13 protein-coding genes, 1 tRNA gene and 1 pseudogene are annotated in these 22,830 nt (G+C 53.3%); 6 read left to right on the top strand and 9 right to left on the bottom strand.

The window, feature by feature from the left end; translation table 11 throughout:
- The first annotated feature begins 162 nt into the window (after positions 1-162).
- Both HCG48_RS03025 and HCG48_RS03020 read left to right on the top strand, forming a co-directional pair.
- On the top strand, positions 163-4,935 hold the full coding sequence (locus tag HCG48_RS03025; RefSeq protein ID WP_168567835.1) for a PAS domain S-box protein: 4,773 nt from the start codon (positions 163-165) through the stop codon (positions 4,933-4,935).
- Between the two features lie 190 nt (positions 4,936-5,125).
- Positions 5,126-6,356, top strand: a pseudogene (locus HCG48_RS03020) (RNA-guided endonuclease InsQ/TnpB family protein).
- 15 nt (positions 6,357-6,371) lie between these two features.
- Here the strand turns inward: HCG48_RS03020 and HCG48_RS03015 are convergent.
- Positions 6,372-8,441: an adenylate/guanylate cyclase domain-containing protein gene (locus tag HCG48_RS03015; RefSeq protein WP_246259870.1), complete on the bottom strand. Its 2,070-nt coding sequence runs from the start codon at positions 8,439-8,441 to the stop codon at positions 6,372-6,374.
- Between the two features lie 491 nt (positions 8,442-8,932).
- On the opposite strand from HCG48_RS03015, the gene HCG48_RS03010 reads away from it, so the two are divergent.
- Complete coding sequence (locus HCG48_RS03010) at positions 8,933-9,298, top strand: hypothetical protein (RefSeq protein ID WP_168567834.1); 366 nt, start codon at positions 8,933-8,935, stop codon at positions 9,296-9,298.
- 2 nt (positions 9,299-9,300) lie between these two features.
- Here HCG48_RS03010 and HCG48_RS03005 read toward each other — a convergent pair whose 3' ends face one another.
- From HCG48_RS03005 to HCG48_RS02990, 4 genes are all read right to left on the bottom strand, one after another.
- Positions 9,301-9,708, bottom strand: coding sequence for a DUF1257 domain-containing protein (locus HCG48_RS03005; RefSeq protein ID WP_168567833.1), 408 nt, complete (start codon positions 9,706-9,708; stop codon positions 9,301-9,303).
- Positions 9,709-9,805: 97 nt separating this feature from the next.
- Positions 9,806-9,877 (bottom strand) — tRNA-Lys (locus HCG48_RS03000).
- Between the two features lie 53 nt (positions 9,878-9,930).
- Positions 9,931-10,752 (bottom strand): alpha/beta hydrolase, encoded by an 822-nt coding sequence (locus tag HCG48_RS02995; protein WP_246259868.1) that lies wholly within the window; start codon positions 10,750-10,752, stop codon positions 9,931-9,933.
- 45 nt (positions 10,753-10,797) lie between these two features.
- Entirely contained in the window at positions 10,798-11,520 is a 723-nt protein-coding gene (locus HCG48_RS02990) for a lysophospholipid acyltransferase family protein (protein ID WP_168567832.1), read from the bottom strand.
- A 563-nt stretch (positions 11,521-12,083) separates the two neighbouring features.
- Between HCG48_RS02990 and metG the strand changes: the two genes are divergently transcribed.
- From metG to lptC, 3 genes are all read left to right on the top strand, one after another.
- Positions 12,084-13,688 carry a methionine--tRNA ligase gene (gene metG, locus HCG48_RS02985; protein ID WP_168567831.1) on the top strand — a complete coding sequence of 535 codons (1,605 nt, stop codon included), beginning with the start codon at positions 12,084-12,086 and terminating at the stop codon, positions 13,686-13,688.
- A gap of 397 nt (positions 13,689-14,085) precedes the next feature.
- Positions 14,086-14,697 carry a LabA-like NYN domain-containing protein gene (locus HCG48_RS02980; protein WP_168567830.1) on the top strand — a complete coding sequence of 204 codons (612 nt, stop codon included), beginning with the start codon at positions 14,086-14,088 and terminating at the stop codon, positions 14,695-14,697.
- Entirely contained in the window at positions 14,690-15,874 is a 1,185-nt protein-coding gene (gene lptC / locus HCG48_RS02975) for an LPS export ABC transporter periplasmic protein LptC (RefSeq protein WP_168567829.1), read from the top strand. The genes HCG48_RS02980 and lptC overlap by 8 nt, the downstream gene beginning before the upstream one ends.
- Positions 15,875-16,038: 164 nt before the next feature.
- Here lptC and fcmC read toward each other — a convergent pair whose 3' ends face one another.
- The 4 genes from fcmC to HCG48_RS02955 form a co-directional block, all read right to left on the bottom strand.
- Complete coding sequence (fcmC, locus tag HCG48_RS02970) at positions 16,039-16,494, bottom strand: filament morphology membrane protein FcmC (protein ID WP_168567828.1); 456 nt, start codon at positions 16,492-16,494, stop codon at positions 16,039-16,041.
- A gap of 5 nt (positions 16,495-16,499) precedes the next feature.
- On the bottom strand, positions 16,500-17,630 hold the full coding sequence (fcmB, locus tag HCG48_RS02965; RefSeq protein ID WP_168567827.1) for a filament morphology actin-like protein FcmB: 1,131 nt from the start codon (positions 17,628-17,630) through the stop codon (positions 16,500-16,502).
- 450 nt (positions 17,631-18,080) lie between these two features.
- Entirely contained in the window at positions 18,081-18,470 is a 390-nt protein-coding gene (locus HCG48_RS02960; RefSeq protein WP_168567826.1) for a Rid family detoxifying hydrolase, read from the bottom strand.
- A gap of 195 nt (positions 18,471-18,665) precedes the next feature.
- The gene (locus tag HCG48_RS02955; RefSeq protein ID WP_168567825.1) at positions 18,666-22,787 is read right to left on the bottom strand and encodes a PAS domain S-box protein; all 4,122 of its coding nucleotides are present in this window, start codon (positions 22,785-22,787) and stop codon (positions 18,666-18,668) included.
- Positions 22,788-22,830: the final 43 nt, after the last annotated feature.

Below are 22,830 nucleotides of genomic sequence, written 5' to 3'. Positions count from 1 at the left end.
AGCTTTTCAGCGATCCCCCAGTTTTATACTTTTATTTAAGTTTGATTAAATTAATTTTTAAAAAGCAAGAAAAATACTAATATAGTAACAAAATGTTGAGTTTTAGCTGAGATTCCGGGGTGGCATCTAACCCGGATAAGATGGGTAATTGAAGGAGAACCAATGGGATTAGTCGGACATCAAAGGGATCGCGCCTCGACTAACCGCAATTTAGAAAAGCAAAGTTCTAAATACACTCAGAAGACAACGGAAAGCAGCCTGCAAACACGGGCGAGACCCTTGCCGTGGCTGGAATTGCCCGACCCTAGAGAAAAGATGTTCGAGGGACAGTCCATTTACCAACAAATCGGTCGAGACTTACCCATTGCGATGGCCCTCGTGCGCCCTAGCGACGGGGTAATTGTCTATGCCAACCCGCGATTAGAAAAACTATTCGGTTACGAGGACGGCCAACTGGTCGGCTGCCAAACCCTTCAACTGTATTGGAATCCGAACCAACGGGCCGAACTGGTTCAGTCCGTCTCCGAACGAGGCGAAATTAGTGACTGGCCACTGTTGGCCAAAAAAATAGATGGAAGTCCGATTTGGGTGTCGATGAACGCGCGCCAACAGCCGATCGCCGACGAAGCCCTCTTCTTAAAAACCTTTATCGATATTACCCATTTCAAACAAGCCAAAGATACCCTCAAAGTCCTGCTCGACAGCCCCCTCGGCGACGGGGGAACGACCTGCTTGGGCGAATTGGCGCGTTATTTAGCCCTCGCCGTCGGCGCGCGATCGGCCTTTGTCGCCGAACTGGTCGGCGGGAACGATCGCCCCGCCCGAATTTGGGTCGGCAATCCCCAACAACCGATTCAAATCCAATGTTCCGGCTGCGAGTGCCTGCCCCAAGGGGAATATTGGTTGAATCAAACCCCCTGGGCGCAAGTGCTAGACCTCGGACAGGGGAGCGGTTGGTTGCCCCCCGAAGTCGTTTGCTTTACCGACGCTTTCGACAGCGACGGCGAACCCCCGTGCCAGTATTTCGGCGTGCGCTTGGAAGGTCGCGACGGTCGGGCCTTGGGACTGGTCGGACTGATCGGCGATCGCCACTGGTCCGCCGATGAAGAAACCGACTCGATTTTACGCTGTTTCGCCGCTCGCGCCACCGCCGAACTCGAACGGCGCCAGCTCGAAGAAGCCCTACAACTAGAACGACGCAAACAGCAACTCACCGTAGAAGGCGGATCGATCCTCACCTACACCCTCGATCTGCGAGGACGACCCCTTCAAATTGAAGGATCCGCGCCCGGGATCCTCGGCGGCGAACGAGTCGCGTCTGCCGAGGAAAATCGCGCCGAAATCGAGGCAGAATTGGCATTCGATCGCTACCGCCAGCGTCCGGAAATCTCCCGGGCGATCGCCCGAGGACTCGCGGGTCGAGCCGAAACTTGGGTCGAATCCGCCGACGGCAGCCTCTACCGCCACGAAACCCACCCTTTGTATAACACCTTCGGAGATCCGATCGGCTTATTTGGCAAAGTGCGAGAATTGCCCCCCACGGCGGCAATATACCAAGGGAGCCGCGACCCGATCGCCCCCCAAACCGAAAGCGATCTGTTCGTCGGCGGCCCGGTCACCGTATTCCAATGGCAACCCCGAGAAAACTGGCCCGTAGCATCGGTCTCACCCAACGTTACCCAATTCGGCTACCATCCCCAAACCTTTATCGAAGAAGGCTTGTGCTACGCCGAGATCGTCCATCCCGACGACTTGCCCCGGGTCGCCGCCGAAGTCGAACAGTTCCTCGCCGCCGGACAAGACCGCTTCGAGCAAAATTACCGGATTTGTTGTGCGAACGGCGAAAGTCGCTGGATTCGCGATTTTACCGTGGTCGTGCGCGATCGCCACGGCGAAATCCTCCACTATCGCGGCTATATCGTCGATATCACCGTTAGCGAAGCGACGCCGAAGGCGTTTCGCCAGCAAGCCCTGTTCGCCTTGCAAGAGAGCGAAACGCGACTGCGCCAAGCCCTGCAAGCCGCCCGTATGGGGGTTTGGGACTGGGAACGCCACAGCAACCGCGTCACCTGGTCTCTCGGCGTCGAGGGGATGTTCGGACTGCCCCCCGGCTGTTTTGGCGATCGCCCGGAGTCCTACTGGCAATACGTCCATCCCGACGATCGCGCCACAGTCCGCAAAGCCGTCATGCGCGCCGTCTCCGCCAAAACGAACTACTACAACGAACACCGCCTGCTCGATCCCGCCTCCGGTCGCGTGCGTTGGATCGCCTTTCAAGGGGATGTCGTCTGCGACGAAGCCGGGGCAGTCCTCCGCATGACCGGAACCGTCGTCGATATCAGCGATCGCAAACAAACCGAAGCCGCCCTGACCCAATCGGAAGCCCACTTCAGGGCCATCCTCAATTCTTCCCTGCAAGCCGTCGTCTTTATCGATTGCGACTATCGCATTCAAGTCTTTAACAAAACCGCCCGCCTCGCCACCGAAGCCGTTTGGCAAAAAACCATTCAGCCGGGAGACTCCATTTACGAATACGTCGCCCCCGAAGACTTAGAAGACTTCAACCGCGACTTTCACGCCGCCTTAGCGGGCCATTGCATCTCCACCCAACGCAACATTCGCGGGAATGGAACCGAGGATAACTGGTTTGAAGTCAGTTACTATCCCGTTTTTGACGAGAACGACCGAGTCATCGGCGTTTGTTTTATCGCCCTCGACATTACCGAACGCAAAGCTGCCGTCGATGCCTTGTATCGCAGCGAAGAACGCTTTCGATCCTTGGTGCAGTATTCCTCGGACACGATCGCCATCCTCACCGACCGAGGGGCGATCGCCTACACCAGTCCGTCGAGCGAGAAAATTTTAGGATATACCCCGGAACAATTAATCGGTAAAAATGTTTTTGAATATATCCATCCCGACGATCGCCACAGCTTTCAAGAATTATTTTTAACCGCCCTCGCCCGACCGGATTTTCTCGTCGAAATCGAATGTCGCTTTCTGCACGGCAACGGCGAGTGGATTTATTTAGAATCCGTCGGCAGCAACCGCCTCGACGATCCGAGCATTCGCGGTTTTGTCGTCAACGCCCGGGACGTGACCGACCGCCACCAACAAGAAGAATGGCTCAAACTGCTCGAACGGGCGATCGCCGCCAGCAATAACGGCATCGTGATTACCGACGCTTGCGCCGGAGACAACCCCGTCGTTTACGTCAACCGGGCTTTTGAAGAAATTACCGGATATCGGTCGGCGGAAGTTCTCGGTAAAAACTGCCGCTTTTTACAAGGCAAAAACCGCGACACCACCGTTTTAAATCGCTTGCGATCGGCGATTCGCAACGGAGAAGACTGCACGGTGATTTTGCAGAACTATCGCAAAGATAGCACCCCCTTTTGGAACGAGCTGCGCCTGTCTCCAGTCAAAAACGATCGCGGTCGATTGACCCATTTTATCGGCGTTCAAATCGATATTACCGAGCGCAAAAACGCCGAAGAAAAATTAATCCACCAAGCCTATTACGACGCCTTGACCGGGTTGCCCAACCGGGCGCTGTTTATGGAACAGTTGCACGCCGCCAGCCAACGGGTCAAAGACAGGAGCGACCGCCTGTTTGCCGTACTGTTTATCGATCTCGACCGTTTTAAAATTGTCAACGACAGTTTGGGTCACGCGATCGGCGACATGTTGCTCGTCGCGATCGCCTATCGCCTGCAAAAAGGACTCGCCGAACTCGAAGGAATCTCCTCTCTCGCCGAGGCGATCGACCCGCCGCCCCCAGTAGCCGAATCTCTATATAACTACCGCCAGTCTTCCTCTCGCAGGCGATCGGCCAACTTCACCGTCGCCCGACTCGGCGGCGACCACTTCACGATCCTGCTCGACAACCTCCACAGTTTGGAAGAAGCCACCGTCGTCGCCGAAAGCATCCACGCCCAACTGAGCGCCCCCTTCACCTTTAGCGGACACGAAGTGTTCGTCACCGCCAGCATCGGCATCGCCCTGAGTACCACCGATTACGACGCCCCGGCAGACCTGCTACGCAACGCCGATCTGGCCATGTACGCCGCCAAAGCTGCCGGAAAAGCCCGTTATGCGGTCTTCGACAAAGCCATGCACGATCGCGCCGTGCAACGGTTGCAACTCGAAAACGACCTACGCCGCACCCTCCACGACCTCGAAACCGAAGGCAAAACCGACCTCTTCTTGACCTACCAGCCGATCGTCTCCCTGATCGACGGTCATTTAGTCGGCTTCGAGACCCTCGTGCGCTGGCAGCACCCTCAAAAAGGCTTGATTTCTCCGGCTCAGTTCATTCCCCTCGCCGAAGAAAATGGCACGATCGTTCCCCTCGGGGAATGGGTTCTGTACGAAGCGTGCCAGCAACTCGTCCGATGGCAGCGAGATTATCCGCACGCCTGCGAACACCTAAGCCTCAGCGTTAATTTATCGGGGAAACAGTTTTTACAGCCCGATTTAGTCGAAAACATCGATCGCACCCTGCGCGAAACCGGGTTGAATCCGGAAGCGTTGAAACTTGAAATCACCGAAAGCGTGCTCATGCGCGATACCGAAGCCGCCACTAAAACCCTGTTAGAACTGAAAAAACGGCGCATTCACCTGTGTTTGGACGATTTCGGCACCGGGTATTCGTCTTTATCTCATTTGGCGCAATTTCCGATCGATACCCTCAAGATCGATCGCTCCTTCGTCAGTCGGATGATCAGTGAAGGGAAAGACCTCGAAATCGTCCAGGCGATCGTCAGTCTCGCTCATGCGTTGGATATGAACACGATCGCCGAAGGCATCGAAACCGCAGGACAACTGGTGCAGCTCAAAAGCTTGGGATGCCAGCAGGGCCAAGGTTATTGGTTTTCCAAACCCGTCGATACCGATCGCGCCACCCAATTAATTCGCTCTTCCAATCGCCCCTAAATCCCGGCTTTCCCAACATCGGGCGGCGATCGGTGAAATTGCCGATCGAATCAATTTGAGGATCGACTCGAAAAGCGAATTTTAACAATGGGAGCGGGAATTCCCCGATTCTACCGAAGGTGAATCGTGGGATGAAAGCGACTCTTCGGCAAATCAGTGATAATCTTATCATTTGACTATATCGGCGATAATGTTCAAGGCGTACAAATACCGCATCTATCCAACCCACAAGCAACAAGCGACTTTAGCCAAGAGCTTTGGTTGCTGTCGTTGGTATTGGAACTATGCGTTAAATTTGTGCCAAGAGACTTATCGAGCGACCGGAAAAGGTCTATCGAGGGGTTATCTTCAGGGATTATTACCTACCCTCAAAAAGGAATACCCTTGGCTTAAAGAAGATGTCTATTCCCAATGCTTGCAAGTCGTGGCGTTGAACTGATCAACCGCTTATCGAAACTTCTTTGAGAAACGGGCAAAATTACCCCGATTCAAATCCAAGCAGGGAAGGCAATCTATCAGTTATCCTCAAAATGTTAAGTTTGAGGGAAATTACATCAAACTGCCTAAAGTTGGGTTAGTGCGTTGTCGTCAGCATCGAAGTTTTGAGGGAAAAATCAAAACTGTAACCCTCTCCAAAAATCCAGATGGTAAATATTATGCTTCAGTTTTGGTAGAGGGTAAAAAAGAACCTCCCTTTCCCTCAACTGAAGGAAAAGCAATTGGCATTGATTTAGGGCTGACCGATTTTGCGATGACCAGTGAGGGGTCAAAATACAATAATCCCAAGCATTTTGATAAACACGCGCAAAACCTAAAAAGAAAACAGCAAAAACACGCTCGAAAAAGGAAAGGCAGCAACAACCGCAATAAATCGCGGGTAAAAGTTGCCAAGATTCACGCCAAAATAAGTCGCTGTCGTGAAGATTTTCTCCACAAGCTATCCCGTAAGATAGTGAACGAAAACCAAGTGATTGTGGTCGAATCCCCCCTTTAGTTCCCCCCTTATTAAGGGGGGAACTAAAGGGGGGATAGGTATGGTTCGCCATCACCAACTCGCCAAAGCGATTAGTGATGTCGGTTGGGGGATGTTTTGTACGATGTTAAAGTACAAGGCTGAATCAGAAGGAAAAGTGTATCTAGAAGTCGATCGATTTTTTCCTTCTTCTAAAACCTGCCATGTATGCCTCAATCAAACCAAAAGCTTGTCTCTTGATGCGAGAAGCTGGACTTGCGAACATCGCCAAACCCATCATGACAGGGATATCAATGCCGCCATTAATCTCAAAAATGAAGGCTTACGGATATTAGAGTTAGGAACTCGCTCTACTGCCCTTGGAGGGGATGTAAGACGAGGTGGTAGAACTTCAGTTCTATCTAGCGCAGTCCCCAGTGAAGAGGGAAGCCGCTATTGTAATCTTTGATTCAATAGCGGTAGTTCACATTTGATAATCTTCGGGAGGCGATCGCCCATCTACTAACCAATACGTGGTCATGTCTCCCTTTCCTTTCACCGAGATCGCCCCCCGTTTCTCAAAATGATAGCGATCGCGCAATACGGAATAAACCGCCTCCGTCACTTGAATCTGTCCCGGACTTCCTTGCGACTCCATCCGCGACGCCACATTGACCGTATCTCCCCATAAGTCATAAATAAACTTTTTCGTTCCAATCACTCCCGCCACCACCGAACCGCAATGAATCCCGATCCGAATTTGAAAAGATTCGCCGTAAATCGTTTGAAAACTGCGAATAAATCGTTGCATTTCTAACGCCATATCCGCGATCGCCGCCGTCGGATCTGCCGTTCCTAACGGTAAACCACCGACCACCATATACGCATCCCCAATCGTTTTAATTTTTTCTAATTGATGTCGTTCGCTTAACTCGTCAAAGACAGAGAAAATCTGATTGAGAACTTCCACTAACTCCGAAGGAGTTAACCGCGCCGACAACTGCGTAAATCCGACAATGTCCGCAAATAAAATCGTCACGCAGTCGAAATGTTCGGCGATCGCACTTCGATCGTTTTTCAAGCGTTCGGCGATCGGTTTTGGAAGAATATTTAACAATAATTGTTCGGATTTTTCTTTTTCTTGTTGGAGTTCGAGCGTGCGTTCTCGGACTTTATGTTCCAGCGATCGCGAATACTCGGCTAGCTGGTCGTGAGAACTCTTTAACTGAACGCTCATCCGATTGAATGAATTCGCCAATAAAACTAATTCATTCGGCCATTTTACCCGGATTTTCTGATTGAAATTCCCCTCGGCAATCTCCATACTCGCCTCGCTCAAACGTAAAATTGGTTGGGTAATCCAACGGGACGCGATCCACCCGAGTAAACTGGCGACAATTAAGGCGATCGCGCACAGTTGAATCGTGGTGCGGGTGTTGACGTGAATGCGTTCCATAAAATCCGCTTCTGGCACCACAATCACAATTAACCAATCTAAATTTTCTCCATCGCTAAAAGGCATCACTTGAACGAAGTGTTTTTCTCCGTCCAATTGAAACTGTAATTGACGAGTTTGGGTGATTTTATCTAAATTTTGATTAAAATATCCGTCTAACATGCGTGCGGTATTGCGAATTAGCGGATGTTCCACATCTTCAGCTTTAATTCGTTCTACGCGATCGCCGACTTTATTAAACGGATCTTGAGACACCGACGACGCCACCAACAAACCGGAACGTTCCATAATAAACGTCTGTCCCGACTGGCCAATTTGTAATCCTTGCAGAAAAGAACGAATGTGGGACAGGACAAAATCGACCCCCAAAACCCCCAGCAAACTGCCATCGTCGCGATAAATCGGTTCGACTAAAGTGATTTTTAAGCGCGGATCTTTAAAATCGACATAAATATCGCTCCACGTCGGTTGTTTCGCTTCAATAGCGTTGCGATACCACGGTCGAGCACGTGGGTCGTAAGCGTTACCCACTTCGAGTAAATCCGTCGGATTCCCGCGATCGTCGGTGGCGTAACTGTGGAACTTTCCCTCGGTATATGCTCCCGCTCTTCCGACTTGCCAAGTATTATCATTTTGAAATCCCAAACCGATAAATTCACCGTCGGCCCCGCCGAAATAAAGGGCGGAAACGACGACGGGTTTAAATAGATCTCGTTGTCGCCAAAATTGACGGGTCAAACTGGCGGTATCGGTAATGTCAATTTGTCCCAATTCGATCGCGTCAGCGTTGATGCGATCGAGGGTACGCGGAACTTGCAAATAATTCTGTAGTTGTTGGTCGATGCGAGCGCCAATTTCGGCGCGCAGTTGGGAGGCTAAATCATTGACCGCTTGTTCTCCATTTTTGAGCGAAAGCCATCCGGTCAACCCCACCGCCACGGAAATTTGAACGACAAAGGGAACCACGAGAAAGAGACGCAGGGGGATTTTCCACGGTCCAAGGCGGGATCTCACGGCAGGTCGGGGTTCAGTCACGTCGATGACGGTCATGCGTTGTTTGGAAAATTGCACTCGCAACCCATTGTGATTCGTTGACATGGCGATCGCGCGATCGGGGTTTTCCCATGCAGTGAAAACGCTTTAAGGGTTTTTCGCACTCGCTAGAAGCTTACTCGATTCTAGATTCTAGAATTTTGGCCTCTAGGATCGCCCGGCGCCTGTTGGGGTTCGTCTGACGAGGATTTCACAAAGACTTAATGCTGAGTGTTCCCGTTCGATCCGGTTCCTCGGGTTGCACTCCCGTCAAAGGCGATTCCGGGTCTGGGAAACCGGATCTGGGAAAACAGACAGATCGGTCTTCTCCCCGTTGCCTTTTTCCTAGCATCGGAGGCGCGTTCGCCGAAAAGTGATTCGGGACAATTTGAGAATTGTCTGTTGTTTCCGTCGCCAACCCACGAACTTGTCCGGCGATCGCCTCTCCCCTGACGGACGCTCGAACAACTGCTATAGTTCGCCCTTTTTAACCCCTGAGTGTTTTATAACCTCGAATTGAATCGATACGAGACCCCCAATGTTAATGAGGTGCCATCATGATTACGCGCAGAAAAGAAGCAGACCGACTCGATCGCCATTCCCGTTTCAATCGCGATCGGGATGAGGATCGTTACGACGAGTTTAACCCCCGTCGCGACTATCTCGACGATCGCGACGATCGCCATTATCTCGACGATCGCGACGATCGCCATTATCTCGACGATCGCGACGATCGCCATTATCGTGAATTAGCTTATCGTCGCCGTCGCAAGTACGAAGGATTTGGCATTGGCGACGCGATCGCCCTGTTATTTATCCTCGCTATTTTTTCCGTCTTCATGACCTCGGTGTTCGATCGCGATTTACCGAAACCGACATCGCCGCAACCGACCCCGGTAGAAGCCGAAACCAACGCGCCGTAAGCTCACACCCAGCGTCCGACCACCACGCGAATCGTACCATCTTCTAAGGTTTCTTCCGATTCGATATTAAACCCTTGTGCTGGAGCTTCAGCCATTAACTGGTGGTAGGCATAGCGTTGGGTTAACTGGTCGATCCATTGCTGCGAATATTGCTGGCGATCGTATTCGGAAATAATCGCTTCAAAAGTGTTATCTGGCTGCCGCTTAAATCCGATATCGTTGCTGTTGGCACCGATATATTGCCGTCGGACAATCACTTCGGCAGTTTGCGAGCGTCGGTCGCCTTGATAGCCGTAAAGTGCTTGAGGAATTTGATGAATTTCTATCGCGTAGAAACCGAGATCCGCGAGAGCTTTCACTAGAGGTTCGATCGCTTTAATTTGAGTTTGGATCGTCGTGAAATGTGACATGACTCTACCACCTCGACAGACGGGTTTAGGACAAGCGGAGCGGCCTGGAGGGTCCCCAGGCTGGACGTGGCGGCCCGAGTCTAGAGACGAGAACGAATGGGTTACCGGGGATTCGAACCCCGAACCGAGGGATTAAGAGTCCCGCGCTCTGCCGTTGAGCTAGTAACCCGTTCGCTATTTTAGCAATTGTTTTGGGGTTCCGACTACGGGGCCGATCCCCTTTCAGTGACGATCGCACCCTGGAGTAAGCGCGATCGCGGCGGGAGGCAAAAAGTCGAGATCGCCGAGCAGTTGATAGAGGTTGACCTCGGTTTCGAGCAAGCACGCATGACCGCTTTCGGGTAAGATAACCCGGCGGGCGTTGCCGAGATGGGTCAGCAAGCGTTCGGATTCGGCGATCGAGGCGAGCAGGCGATCGGCGCCACTGGCCACGATCGCCACGGGGACTTGAATCTGGCGTAGTTGTTCCGGGGCGATCGCGAAGTCGCGCAGCAAGCCAATCCGCCAACTGCTGGTTTCTTGGGGAAGGGACTGCATGGCGGCGAGCAGCGCTTGGCTTTCGGGCCGGGAAAGGCGCCCGAGGGAGGCGAGAAAGGGTAGTAAGGCGATCGCGCTGAGGGGGTACAGGGGGGCGGGAATCCAGCCGCTCAAGTGCGATCCCCACTGAATCCAGGAGCGGCGATCGAAGGCGGAGGCGGGATTGATTAAGACGGCGCGATCGACGAGATCCCCAGCCGCGAGCAGCACGTTTAAGGCGAGACAGCCCCCGAAAGATTCGGCACAGAGGTAAAGTGGACGGCGGCGATCGCCTTTGGCGATTTTGAGGGCGGCGATCGCCCGTTCGGTCATTTCAAACCACGAGTCGCGCTCGTTCGGGGGCAAACTCAAACAACGGAGGTCGAAGGCGCGATCGAGACCTTTTTCAATTTGCGCCTGTAGCAAGGTGCCGCGACCGTCCATTCCGGGGAAAAAGACTAAAATCGGGCGATCGCCACGGTCGGGAACGGGTTGCAAGAGCTCGAAGGCACGATTTAACTGTGACATGACGGGGAACGAACGGGGATGGGGGAATGAAAAAGCGACGGGGGTTTAGTAGCAACCCCGACGCAGGAGGCGGTCAATTTCACCGTAGCAGTCCGCGTTTAACTGCTCAATGGCGGTTTTGTCGAAAGAGGGGCGATCGCCTTGGCGTCGCGATCGCGAAATCCAACGCGGACGACCGAATAGCAGGTTGACCCGTCGGTAAATGACGATCGGGTGCCAGCCGTCTTGTTGGAAATAGGGTTCCGACGGGTCGAACCAGCTCAGCATCCTTACGGGTAAGGGGCTGTAAACGGTTTCTTCCACAGAGGCGATCGCCACGGGGATCAGCGCTAACTCATCCACGGGCGCGCTCAAGGCCAAATGGGCGAATCCGGGATTAAAGGGGGCCAGCTCGTTCGCAGCGCTCATCTGCACCATGCTCGATGCGCCTTCGGGGAAAATACCGATCGCCTGCTGCTGTTGCAAGCAACGCAGGGCTTTGCGGAAAAAGCGGTGTTGCGGGCGATCGTTCGGTTCCAGGGGCAAACAGCCGAAAGCATCGACGAATTCCCGCAATCCGGGCACTCGGGTCATGTAGTGATGACAGACAAAGTTAATTGGTCGTCCGCTTGCCGCCATCAATAGGGGAGCGTCCATGAAACTGCGGTGATTGCTGACGAACACGGCGGCTCCCGAAGGTGGAATGCGATCCTCGTTGTAAACGAAAATCTTGGTTCCAACCCCCCAGAGAAACCCCCGAGAAATTGGTAATCGGCGATCGAATGACATCGCAACTATAGAGCGTAACTGCCTGATGAGTTTTGTGTGGTCTCAAGGTAGAGTGTAATATTACTTTACAGTTGTTGAAAAATATGATAAATCGATAGTTGGCTTATTCAAGCTTGCCAGCAATTTTAAGCGGAACGGAGAGAGGAGATCGAGATGGGCTCCGTGCGAGAGTCCGATTTTTTCCTCGAATTGACTCAGTCAAGCCCATCGTTCTGGGGGCGAGTAATCCCACAGATCGATATAATATTGGCAAGGCGTTCTAGCTGAAAAAATCCGATCGTTATTAGGGTAGGGGAAAGGCGATCGGTCAGTTTGCAGGAGGCTAAACTCGACACAAGTCCGTCTTGAAATCGGGATAAATATTAAGATTTTTGTCAGATAATTTAACGATCGTCCCGATGAAAGATATAAAAATTTATCGAGAAATTTAAAGTTTTGGGCAATCGCGCGATCGCTCATTCAACTTTAATCGTTACCGTGGCGACATACCTACTAAAATAGAAACCTGAAGTCCCTCATGTATGTCGTTCATCAGAAAATGGGGGTCATTTTTGACTTTATCCATGAGCTATATCGAGTCCGAACACAATAACAATAGGTTTTCGATCGCCACACCGCTTTACTACGTCAACGACCTCCCACACATTGGCAGTGCTTACACGACAATGGCTGTCGATGTTCTCGGTCGTTTCGAGCGATTGCGGGGTAAATCGGTATTGACCATTACCGGAACCGACGAACACGGACAAAAAATTCAGCGAACTGCCGAAGCGGCGGGAAGTACGCCGCAAGAACACTGCGATCGCGTCGCGGCAGGATTCGAGGAATTGTGGCACAAACTCAACATTCACTACGATCGCTTTATTCGGACTACAGACCCACGTCACGAACACGTCGTCAATGCCTTTTTTCAGCGCGTCTGGGATAACGGAGACATCTATCTCGGACGGCAACAAGGGTGGTACTGTGTTTCTTGTGAAGAATTCAAAGAAGAACGCGACCTCCTCGAAGGTCATCGCTGCCCGATCCACTCCAATCGAGAAGCTGAATGGCGCGACGAAGAAAACTATTTCTTCCGCCTCTCGAAATACCAAAGTCAACTCGAAGCCCTCTATCGAGACCGTCCTGACTTTATTCAGCCGGAAAGTCGCCGTAATGAAGTCCTCAGTTTTGTCGAACGGGGACTGCAAGATTTTTCCGTTTCTCGGGTCAATCTCGATTGGGGATTTCCGGTTCCGGGAGATCCCAGTCATACCCTCTACGTTTGGTTTGACGCCCTCCTCGGGTACGTCACCGCCTTACTCGATCCCGACGACGAACCCACCTTAGAAAACGCGATCGCCAAGTGGTGGCCGATTACCCTACACGCGATCGGTAAAGATATTCTCCGTTTTCATGCGGTCTATTGGCCCGCGATGTGGATGTCCGCCGGATTGCCCTTGCCCAATAAGGTTTTCGGACATGGGTTCTTGACTAAAGACGGTCAGAAAATGGGCAAAAGTTTGGGCAATACCCTCAATCCATTTGAGTTAGTGGACCGCTACGGATCCGATGCCGTTCGTTATTACTTTCTCAAAGAAATTGAATTCGGTCGCGATGGAGATTTCAACGAAACCCGATTTAAGAATATTCTCAATGCCGATTTGGCCAACGACCTGGGGAATTTATTAAATCGGACGTTGAAAATGGCGCACAAATATTGTCAGGGGGTCGTTCCCGATCTCAGTGGAGCCGAGATCCCCGACGATTGTCCCTTAAAAGTCGCCGGATGCTCCCTCGGGGAAGAGGCGATCGCCGCTTACGAATCTTTACGGTTCGATCGCGCCTGCGAAGCCATTCTTTCCCTCGTCAGGATGGGGAATAAATACATCGACGATCGCGCTCCTTGGAAATTGTACAAACAAGGGGAACAAGAAGCCGTCGAACAAATTCTTTACAGCGTCTTAGAATCGGTCAGATTGGCCGCTTACCTCCTAGCTCCGATCGTCCCCAATACCAGTACGGAAATCTACCGACAACTCGGTTATTCAATGGATTTCAACGACAAAAATAGCGGCAAAACATTAAGGGATGTTAAGGAAAGCTTTACTGTTCACGTCCGTTGGGGAACACTACCCAACAGACAGACATTAGGGCAACCGCAACCTGTTTTTAGTCGTTTGGAATAAACGCAAAGCGGAGCGATCGCCCCCGCGATCGTCTCCCCAGGAAATCTTTGCCTGGAGAGAGGAGGGAATCAGGCATCCATTCTAGAGAGAAACGGGGAAAGCAAATTAAGGGCGCTCCGATCGACGTTAAATTCCAATTGCTTTGAGGACTTGAACCAGGGAGCGAGCCTAGGGCAATTGGCTTTTTACTTCCAGAGATTCCAAGGAAAAAATAAGGAGGTTTGCGGGAGTTACAACTCGCTAAAAGCCAGGGATCGAGATCGAAGATCGAAGCATCTAAACGAAGAGTCGAGCGAGATTTAAACCAGCGACGCCGATCGCTACAGTCCGACGGTTCTCCTTTCGTTCAATGCATTTTTGGTATCAATTTTTTGATAAAAAAGAGGAAAATAAGAAAATGTTACAACATCCTGAAAATAACACCATATTTACACCGGAACAGGTTTTAGAAAATCGGGGGCGCGTCGCGATTTTTATCGACGGGTCGAATTTATTTTATGCAGCCTTGCAATTGGGAATTGAAATTGATTACACCAAATTGCTCTGTCGCCTCACCGCCGGATCGCGGTTGCTGCGATCGTTCTTCTATACCGGGGTCGATCGCACCAACGAAAAACAACAGGGATTTTTGCTATGGATGCGACGCAACGGCTATCGGGTGATCTCTAAAGACTTAGTACAACTACCCGACGGCTCTAAAAAAGCCAACTTAGATGTGGAAATCGCCGTCGATATGATGGCCTTGGTGGGGTCCTACGATACCGCAGTGTTGGTCAGTGGAGACGGCGATCTCGCCTATGCGGTCGATGCAGTCAGTTATCGGGGAGTGCGCGTCGAAGTGGTCAGCTTGCGATCGATGACCAGCGACAGTTTGATCAATGTCGCCGATCGCTACATCGATTTAGAATCGATTAAAGAAGACATTCAAAAAACCCCAAGACACCCGAACTATACCTATCGGCCCCTGTCCGGGATCGGGATTGCCGACGAACACGAAGAACGTGCCTGAAGTTTTTGCAAGACTCAAATGGGCGAGCAAAAAGGTCGCGATCCGCAGAAGTGGCCTGTTGTGCTTGTGCTGTGCGCTGACGATCGCCTCGAACGGCTGTGGCGCCTTTCAGGGGGGGAAAGAAAGTGCGCCTTCGACTCCGACGGACGAGGCGATCGAAAAAGCGCTGACCTTCAATGACGTGACCCTCGAACAGGTGGACGACGAGGGTAAGATGGTCTGGAAGGTGCGATCGCCGATCGCCCGTTACAGCGCCGAGAATGAAGTGACTTACGTAGAACGACCGGAAGGCGAATTATTTCGCGCCGGGGAGTTGGTCTATAAAATCCGCGCCAAACGGGGGGAAGTTTATCAAAACGGCGCCAAAATCTTGCTCAAAGAGGAGATCGTCGCTACGGCGGTTGCGACGAAAGCGGTGCTGGAAGGCGAGGAACTCGAATGGCTGCCCGCCGAAGATTTGCTCGTGGTCCGCAATAACGTGCGCGGAACTCATCCCGAAATGGAGATTTCCGGAAATGAAGCGCGCGCCTACAGTCGCGCCAAGCGGATTGAATTGACGGGGAACGCGATCGGATCCACCCGACAAGCCCCCGTGTTGCAATTGAGTGGCGAGCATTTCGTCTGGCAAATCGACGATCGCACCGTCACCAGCGATCGCCCCATCCAAATCGAGCGCTATCCGTGCGAGAACGTCCGAGACTGCGCCGCGACCGATGTCGCCGTCAGCGATCGCGCCCAATTGAAAATCGACACCAAAATCGCCGACTTTCAGCAAAATACCGAAATTCGCTTAACCGAACCGCCGTTAACCGTGACGGGCGATCGCATGGTGTGGGATCTCGACGCTCAAACCATCGATTCCGCCCAACCCGTCACCCTCGTCCAGCGAAAACAAGAATTAACCTTTACAGGTCAACGAGGACGCTTGGAAATCGACCGCAAACTCGCCGAATTGACCGGAGGCGTCACCGGAGTTGCCCGTAACCCAGAAGCGAACTTACAAGCCGACCGCATGACCTGGTCGATTCCAACGGAGGAATTTGAGGCGCAAGGGGATGTGATTTACCGCCAGAGCGAACCGCCGATGACCTTGAGTGGACCGAAAGCGTTTGGCAAGTTGCGCGATCGCAATGTCGTCGTCACCGGGGGGAATGTCGTTACCGATATTATTCCTTAGTCCATAGAAGTCAGCAGAGGCGATCGCTTTGGCCGGACTGCGGTAGGGCAATTCCCTCTCCCCGCCCGAAATGGGAAGAGCCACCCGTCAACAACATTTGACCGATGGCTCTCAAAGGTAACAGAGGCAATATTGAGATCCGAATTCAATCAACCCAAACGACGTTAAAAATCATCGACTAACGAGCTCAAACGACTCAACATCGGATCGACAGGTTGCGGTGGAGGTTCCGGTTCCGGTTCTGGCTGAGGAGGCGACCCAGAGAAAGAGCCGCCTTGACCGACTGCGATCGCCAACTGCGACACCTGCACAGTGAGTTGCTGCACCTGACGTTCGATCTCGTCGAGTCGATTTGCTTCCTTGGCGGCAATACGCTGTTCCAAATTCGCCAATTGACCCTGGAGGCGGGCAATTTGCTCGTCAACGGCACCCATTGAGGATGTCGGTCGTACCGAGTCCGGAACGTGTAACAACTGCCACAGGGCTTGCTTGCACAAATGACTGAAACTTTTCGACGGGTGCTTTGCTAACTCAGCTTCTACAGAGGCTAACAAAGTCCGGTCGGCCACCTCGTCGGTAAACTCGACACGCTTCTTTGTGTTGTTTGACCACAGTCTCATTAGCTTTAGGCTCTAGAGGATCGGTTGAACGAAGATGCAGCAGCCAGTTGCGCCTCAGCGTACAGATACTGACCCACCGAGTTCGCTTGTCGCGAAGGTTGGGCTAAATGCACTCTCAGTCCAGCGCCCTTGAGTAGGGGTTCGAGTCCTGCATAGAAGAATTCGCCGCCGCCTCCGGTGAGAATGACATCGGTCACCCGTTCGGGAAGCCAAGCCACGACGCGATCGGACAATTCGCGAGCGAAATGTTCTTGAAGATTCGGGAGAAAATCGTCGAGGTTGATCGGTTTAACGGCACCACGAGGGCGGAAGAAGCGTTCCCCGCGAGGACGGTTGACCGCATTAATCAAGGTTAAAGACTGGCTGTCTACCTTTATATCCGATTGAGCGACTTTTTCAACTTCCACCGCGACGCGCTTGTAAAATTCGCTCATGCCGAACGCTTCGCTTTGAGAGGCCCCGCGAGCCAAGCGGAAAGAATCGACCATCAGACAATCGGTAGTTTGGTGTCCGATATCGACGACGGCGACGGAAAGTTTGGAAAAGTCGGGAGAACTGCCTTTTTTATCGGCTTTTTCTTGAGATTCGCACCAAATGAGACTGCCGTAGCCTTCGGGCATCACCCAAACTTTCTGGACGTTGACCGAGATCGGCTGACCGCGATAGTTCATTTGGTGGGATCCGGTCAGGAGGTTGACAATTTCTTCTTTTTCTTGCTCGAACTCGTCTTGCGAGTGAAACGGCAGCCCCAAAACGATCGCCACGTCGTTCTCGATACCGAAATAGCCGACACAAGCTAAAACCTTGGTCAAAGAATTCTCCACTTTGGAAGCGCCGACGCCGAGATCGGCGCCGAAGTCCGCCGCCAATTGACCGAGGGCATAACCGCGTCCTTGGGATTCGAGCCAAATATCCATCAACGCATCGCTGGGGCGGGCTTCAAACTCGCCACCGCGCAGTTTTTCGATGGGGACGCATTTGACGTTGGAGGGGATGAACACGACTTGATTGGGGTCGCGATTGACGCAGGCTTTGGTCGCGGTTCGTCCCAGGTCTACACTGAGAATTGTAGTTCTAAAGGTATTGGACGATTTATTCGTGGTCATGGAAGTATTTGTGGGCTGTTGGACTGTCATTAAACCGTATAACCTCAGCTAGATTCGCCATTACGATCCAACTCAATCCCAAAGGGATCGGGATTGTGCTGGGTTTGAAGTACCAGTTGCGAACGCGTAAGCGCTTCCCTAGGGGAATCGCCACACGACCGACAAGCAGCTTTCTGCTTCAACAGCCGATGCCTCTCGATCTTCACCTCGTTCGGTCTTATTCGGCCTCCACAGGCAATCCCCCGGCTTTTTCGGGGGAGGGGGGTACGATGCTGGCGCGATCGCCCGACGCCCCACGCTCACAGACGCCAACCCTGCCAAAAACTGGATAGTTCGGTCAAAGCGCCTGTGAGCGACGCTGTGACTATTTTGCTTTATTTTCCCAGATTTGAGTGACGGCGATGCCATCACGCCGATCGCCGATCGTACCGGATCGATGCGCGTGTGATGGTCTAAATTTTAAAACTCTCGTTACGCGACTTAAATGACGGCAATGCAGTCAATTTCGACGAGAACATCTTTCGGCAGACGAGACACCTCGATCGCCGCGCGGGCGGGGGCACTCGCTTCCGGAAAATACTCGGCATAGACCGCATTGACCGTGGCAAAGTCGTTCATATTGGCTAAAAAGACCGTAGTTTTGACCACCTGCTCGAAGGTCGCTCCGGAAGCGGTCAGGATGGCCTCTAAATTCGCCATCACCTGCCGAGTTTGTTTGACTACATCATCGGGGCCGACAATTTCGCCCGTCTGCGGATCGAGGGCAATTTGACCCGCGACGAAGACGAGCTGACCCCCGGCGACGATCGCCTGATTGTAAGGCCCGACGGGGGCGGGAGCGCTTTCGGTCTGGATAACTGTTTTACTCATCAACAAGCGTTCTTTTGGGGCATTCTAGCGGGAAACACGGCGACCCGGGGGGCGATCGCGAAACGCCTCCGGCGTCGCTTCGCGATCGGCAGTTGCCTTCGCCCGCCTCGGGCGTCAATTTTCATCAGTTTAGCGTCAAGGGGGTCTTTGGGCGCGATTCTCCTGGGGAAACCCCGAGGGAACCCTCCCGGGCCGTCAGCGCGTGCAGTGACTCAACAGAGCATAACAACGATTGCGACCGCGCAGTTTGGCTTCGTACAACGCCCGATCCGCGTGAGCCACCAGCAGATTCGCCGACCCGTCGGCAGTCGGGATACAAGTCGCCGTTCCCAAACTGAGCGTCACCCACGACTCGATCGCCGATCCGGAGTGAGGTAATTGTAACCCCCGCACCCGGTCGCAAATCCGGCGAGCGAGCCACTCGGCCCCTTGTAAATTGGTTTTCGGTAAAATCACCGCGAACTCCTCGCCGCCGTAACGGGCCACCACATCCGCCGGACGTTTGACCGTGGCGGCGATCGTCCGCGCCACTTGCTTGAGACATTCATCCCCCGCCTGGTGACCGTAAGTATCGTTGTACGACTTGAAAAAATCGATATCCGCCATAATCAAAGACAACGGTTCGCGTTCCCGCGCCAGACGGCGCCATTCTTGCTCTAAATACTCGTCAAAGCGTCGCCGATTCGCTAACTGAGTCAGTCCGTCCAACGTCGCCAGTCGCTGCAACTCCCCATTCGCCACTTTCAAATCCTCGTACAATTGAGATTGCTGGGTGGCAATCCCCACTTGAGACGCCAATTGACTCAAAAAATTAACCTCGCTCTCGGGCCAGGGGCGCGGGCTGCGACATTGGTGGGCGACGAGGAGCCCCCAGAGGCGCTCGCCCTGGGCAATCGGCACCACCAAACAGGCTCGCGCTTCAAAACGAGCCAGTAACTGTAAATAACACGGAGGTAAGGGCGATCGCTCCACGTCCTCCACGCGATGAATCCGCCCCCCTCGATAAAGGGGTACGTATTTTTCCTGAAAACAAGGATCCTCAATCTGCAATCCCATCAACGAGGTCCACCCTTCCGCCACCGATTCCGCGACGATCTTGCCACTCCAATCGCTCTCGAACCGAAAGATCGCCACCCGATCGCCGCGCAAGAATTGCCGCACCCGCACCACCGCCGCGTTCAAAATCTCCGACAACTCCAACGACTGGCGGATTTGCTGGGCGATCGACCCCATCAACCGTTCCCGTTGGGCTTGTTGGCGCAACATCCGTTCGGTTTCGATCCGGAAGGTAATATCGCGTAAAATCGACTGTTCCACCCGGCGATCGCGCCCCCACTCCACCACGCTCGACGCCAGATCCACCCAAATCGTATACCCATCCCGGCACAATACCTGAGTATTGAGGACTTCACTCTTCCCGTACCGGGCGGTTTGGTGCAAACTACTCAAAATCCGACTCCGTTCTTGACGGGGGTACAGTTGGCGGGAGTGCATTCCCCGTAACTCTTGTTGGCTGTAGCCCAACAACTGCTCGGCTTTCTTGTTCGCTTCCAAAATATAGCCTTGGGCGTCGCTGAGCAAAATCGCATCCACCGCCTCATTCATCAACGCCCGATACTTCGCTTCCGACTCCTGAAGGGCAATTTGCGCTTTTTGTCGTTCCGTCACGTCCATCACCGTACCGAATAAGCGAACGACGCGATCGCAAACCTCCTCGCCGTCCTCGGCGCGATCCGGATTCCTCTCCTGCGAGGCAAAAATTCCTTCTCCTCGGGTTTCCACGTAGCGCAGGCAGCCGTCCGCCCCGTAAACCCGATAGATAAACTGATAACAACATCCATCTTCTAATGCTCGGGCGATCGTCCCTTGCCATAGGGGGCGATCCTCGGGATGGATTTGGGCTAAGTGAGCCTCGTAATCGAGAACGGTGTCCTCACTCACGCCGAAAATGGAATAACATTGCTGCGACCAGCTAAACGCTTGGGTGTCGATCTCGAACTCCCAACTCCCCAAATGAGCGACGCGCTGGGCTTGCGCTAATTTGGCTTCGCTCGCCCTTAACGAGGCGATCAAACGGCTTTTTTCTTCTTCGGCCCGTTTGCGATCGCTGATATCCCGACCGACCCCCACTAAGCCGATCGGCGCTCCTCCAGGATCTCTCAACGGCGAGAGCAAGGTTTGAAAATATTGCAGGTTGCCGTTCGGACTCGGGGCGGACCATTCGTAAATGACTTGCTCTCCCGCGAGGGCTTGACGATTGGCGGTTTCGTGAACCCGCGCCGCTTCGGGGCCGAACAGGTCGCGGGCGGTTTTCCCGATAAAATAGCGCGGATCGACTTGGTACTGTTCGTAACCGCAGCCGAAGATTCCCGTATGTCGTCCTTGGAGATCGAGGGTAAAGACGATATCGTTCATCGAATCGACCAAGCTGCGGAAACGTTCCTCACTCTCGCGCAGAGCGAATTCCGTTTCTTTGCGTTCGGTAATGTCAATATAGCCGATCGTGACGCCGTAATCCGCTAAGGGAATCGGGGCCGCCGTCACGCTAATCCAGGTGATTTGGCCGTCGCCTTTGACGATCCCCATTTCCACATTTTCGACCGTTCGATTTTCTTTGAGGGCGCGCACGCTGGCAAATTCTTCGGCAGGCATGGGGGTGCCGTCCGATCGCACGATCGCCCAGGATTCCTCGTCGTATCGGCGGGAGGTATGTTCGTCGAGGGACAGGCCCAAAATGCGTTCCGAAGCGGGATTGGCTTCGAGCAAGCTGCCGTTGCCGTCGGTAATCGAAATCCCGATCGGAAAGGCTTCAAAGAGACTTTTATATTTTTGCTGGCTTTCTCTCAATGCTTGTTCGATCGCCTGCCGTTCGCTGATATCGGCATGAGAACCGCTCATCCGCTTTGGGTTGCCGTCCTCGTCCCAGCGCGCTTTGCCTCGGTCGAGAATCCATTTGTAATCGCCGTTTTTCGCTCGCAGGCGATATTGGGCGACGTAGAACTCGCTGTCGCGTTGGAAGTGATCCGCGATCGCCGCCAATACGGACTCGCGATCGTCGGGATGAATGCGATCGTGCCATTCCTGGAGCTGGTTGGCGATTTCGGCGTCTGCATAGCCCAGTTGCTCTTTCCAGCGCGCCGAAAAGAAGACTTCCCCCGTTTTGATATTCCAGTCCCAAATGCCGTCATTATTCGCTTCTAGCACCAATTGCCAGCGTTCCTCGCTTTCGCGCAGGGCTTCTTGGATCTGCTGGTTGTGGGTGATATCTTGGGTCACGGCCATTCCGGCGAAGACGGCGCCGGATTTGTCGAGTAGGGGAACGGTGTAAACTTGGTAAACGCGATCGCCGTAGACGATCTGGTTGAGGCTGTCCACGCCGTTGAAGACGGCTCGATATTGCGGTTCGATGTCGGCGACGATCGACGGTGGGAAAACTTGGTCGATGGTTTGCCCTTCGAGGACTTCGCTCAATAGTCCGACTTCGACCAATCCCCGACCTTCGGCGACGATGTAGCGCAGGTTTTCGTCGAAAATGACGATCGCCCCGTTGGGAAAATGTCGCAGGGCTTCTCGATACAATTGTTCTCGGGACGGGGGGCGATCGCTGCCGGGAGTTGACGCAGGTGGGTGACGGTCGGTGATGTCGGCAGCGATCCCGTCGAGGCGGTCGGCCCGAGTGAGGGGGTCGCGAATTAAAGAAGCTCGTTCGTGCAGCCATCGGATCTCGCCGTCGGGTCGCACGATCCGATATTGTAAATCCCAGCCGCGTTCGCTCGTCACCCGAGCGAGTACCCGTTCGACTCGGGGGCGATCGTCAGGATGGATGGTGTCGAACCACAGGTGGGGATCGTTGAAAAAATCGGCGATCGCCCGTCCGTAAATACGTTCGGCAGCCGGACTGACGTAAAAGGTCTCCCCTCGCGAAACACTGACAGACCAAATGGCCTCGTCGAGGGAGGAGAGGATCCCTTCGAGCAGACGGAGACGACTACAGGAGACGGGACAATGGCTACTGGGATGCGCTTGCCATCGGGTCGCACACTCGCAGGTCGAACCCGTCGGCTCGTGGGGCGCGCGATTCTCCTGGGGAGACAGTTCGCGAACGTCCCCTTTTCGGCTTGGATTGTGATTGAAAAATGGATTGTTACGGTTCATCACCCTCGTCCCTGTCGGCGATTGGGAATTCAACGGATTGGGTTTCACCCCGGCGATTTTGGCTCGGGAACGGATGCCGATCGCCTGGGGGTGAACGGGGCGATCGTGAAACCTCGATTCTGGTTCTAGAGTTCCCTTCTGCCTCGATTTTAATAATTTCAAAACCAGTGAAATCTTCAAAGCCGACGATCGGCGGCGATCGCTG

Origin of the sequence: Oxynema aestuarii AP17, from assembly GCF_012295525.1 — a bacterium.
Classification (GTDB): domain Bacteria; phylum Cyanobacteriota; class Cyanobacteriia; order Cyanobacteriales; family Laspinemataceae; genus Oxynema; species Oxynema aestuarii.
The sequence above is the reverse complement of the archived record's forward strand: the minus strand, read 5'-3'. Positions and strand labels throughout refer to the sequence as shown.